Source organism: Mesorhizobium sp. WSM4844, from assembly GCF_055811775.1.
This window is the reverse complement of record NZ_JBVVQB010000127.1, coordinates 1-2,284: the sequence shown is the minus strand read 5'-3', so window position 1 is coordinate 2,284 and position 2,284 is coordinate 1. Positions and strand designations below refer to the sequence as shown.

Genomic DNA, 2,284 nt, shown 5'->3' with positions numbered 1-2,284 from the left:
CACACGTAATGCGCCAACCTCCACTGTCGCAAGAGAGGGGGCGCGCCCGGTCGAACCGACCCCCTCTACCCTGCCGGGCATCTCCCCCTCAAGGGGGGAGATTGGCCGTCATCGGCGCTTTCGCCAATCACCAGCGTTGCAGGATGAGGCGCCGAGGCCGCTCGCCCGGATCAGACCGAGATCGCTCTCAGCCCCACTTCATCTCGCCGGTGGCGACCTTGGAGCCGATGTCGAGCGCGACGCCCATGCCGAGGCCGGGAAAACGGGCTTCCATGGCGCCCTTGAGCGCGGCCGCGTCCTTGGCCTTGGCCAGTTCTTCCTCGAAGGCGATGAGATAGGTTTTGGTGTGCTCGACGCCCGAAAGGTCGGTGGCGGCCTGCGGCGTCATGTGGCCGGGCACGACGATTTCAGGCTTGGCGGCAACAATCTTTTCGAGATTGGCGAGCCAGGCGGCGCGCTGTTCCTTGCCCGACGTGTCGGCGGTCCAGACATGCACGCCCGAAAAAATCATCACCCCGCCGAACACCGCATTCAGCGACGGCACCGAGAGATAGCGGCGGTTGGCAAGGCCTTCGGCATCGACGATCTCGATGGTCTCGCCATCGACGGTGAGCGTCTTGCCGTCGAAGACTTCGGGGATAACAACATCGGCGAGCGCCTGCGGGCCATTCTCCTTGAGCTGCGGCCCCCAGACGGCGATTTTCTTGTCGACGCTGCCATTGATGGCGGCCACCGTCTCGGCAGCGGCGATCACCCGTGCCTGCGGAAAAACCTGCTTGATCGGCTTGAGGCCGAAATAATAGTCCGGGTCGGACTGGCTGACATAGATGGTGGTGAGTGTCTTGCCGGTCGCCTTGATCGCCTCGGCCACGGCGCGGCCGTCGGAATAGGTGAAACCGCCGTCGATCAGCAGCGCCTCGGAGGCGCTGGTGATCAGCACCGGGGCGCGAAAGAAGCCGTTTTCGCCGGCCGGAAAATGTTTCCAGGAAAGCCCGCCAGCCGCATGGCCAAGCCCGGCGGGAGCGAAGACGGCGGCAGCGCCGGCGGCGAGGGTGGTTTTCATGACGGCTCTCCGTGTGAACATGGAAGTCTCCTGGGCTTGAGAATGCGGAAATTCGGGCGAACGCATCTCCCGCGCAGCCTCGACCTCAGGAAGATGGCAAAAGCCGAATGCGTATTGAAGGCCAACAAAATAGACGTAATGTATGCCATTGCCTGACAATAGGATCGCCCCTGCCATGAACCACGCATGAACCTGAACCGGCTGGCCTATTTCGCCGCGGTGGTCGACGCCGGCTCGTTCACGCGGGCCGCCGAGCGGCTGGGCATAACCAAGGCGGTCGTCAGCCAGCAGGTGGCGCGGCTGGAGCGTGATGTCGGAACGACGCTGCTGATCCGCACGACGCGGCGCGTCCATCCGACCGAGGCCGGCCGGACATTCCATGCCCGCTGCCTGCAGGTTCTGCAGCAGGCCGAGGATGCCTTCGACGAGCTCGCGCGGGCCGCCGCCGAGCCGACCGGCACGCTGCGCATCGCCGCGTCCAACGATTACGGCACCTCGGCGGTGGTGCCGGTGGTCGCCGCCTTCAGCGCGCGCTACCCCGCCTGCCGGGTGGAGCTGACGCTCGGCGACGAGACCATCGACCTGGCGTCCGGTGGGATGGACGTGGCGATCCGCGTCGGCTGGCTGGCCGATTCCAGCCTGCAGGCACGACGCATCGGCACATTTGGGCAATTCATGGTGTGCGGCGCCGAGTTCGCCGGGCGCCTCAGGGTCGGCGACCCGCAAGGCCTGGCCGGGCTGCCCTTCGTCGCCAACATGGCGCTGCGCGAACCGCTGCTATGGCAATTTTCGCGCGGCGACGCCGAGCAGACCGTGCGCATGCAGGCAACGATCGCCATCGACGCGACGCCGGCAGTGCTGGCGGCCGTCCGCGCCGGTGCCGGCCTGTCGGCGCTGCCGGATTTTTTGGTGCGGGATGAGTTGGCCACGGGGCGGCTCGTCCAGGTCCTGCCCGAGTGGCGGCTGCCCTCCGGAGGCATCTACACGGTCTACCCCGCCGCACGGTTTCGCCCGCCCAAGGTGACAAGGTTTGTCGAAATGCTGGTCGCGGCCGAGCAGGAGACGGGTTGAAGCGCCGAGGCCGAAGCTGCCGATCTCCCCCCTTGAGGGGGAGATGCCCGGCAGGGCAGAGGAGGTTGTCTCGCGTAATGCGCCAACCTCCACTGTCGCAAGAGGAGGTCGCGCCCGATCGAACCGACCCCCTCTGCCCTGCCGGGCATC

Annotated in this window: 2 protein-coding genes; one reads left to right on the top strand and one right to left on the bottom strand. The window is 66.5% G+C overall.

Annotation, left to right across the window (positions count from 1 at the left end; genetic code table 11):
* Positions 1-187: 187 nt before the first annotated feature.
* Complete coding sequence (locus AC0L2A_RS35980) at positions 188-1,084, bottom strand: MBL fold metallo-hydrolase (protein WP_473612927.1); 897 nt, start codon at positions 1,082-1,084, stop codon at positions 188-190.
* 165 nt (positions 1,085-1,249) lie between these two features.
* On the opposite strand from AC0L2A_RS35980, the gene AC0L2A_RS35975 reads away from it, so the two are divergent.
* Positions 1,250-2,134 carry a LysR family transcriptional regulator gene (locus tag AC0L2A_RS35975; RefSeq protein ID WP_473612926.1) on the top strand — a complete coding sequence of 295 codons (885 nt, stop codon included), beginning with the start codon at positions 1,250-1,252 and terminating at the stop codon, positions 2,132-2,134.
* Positions 2,135-2,284: the final 150 nt, after the last annotated feature.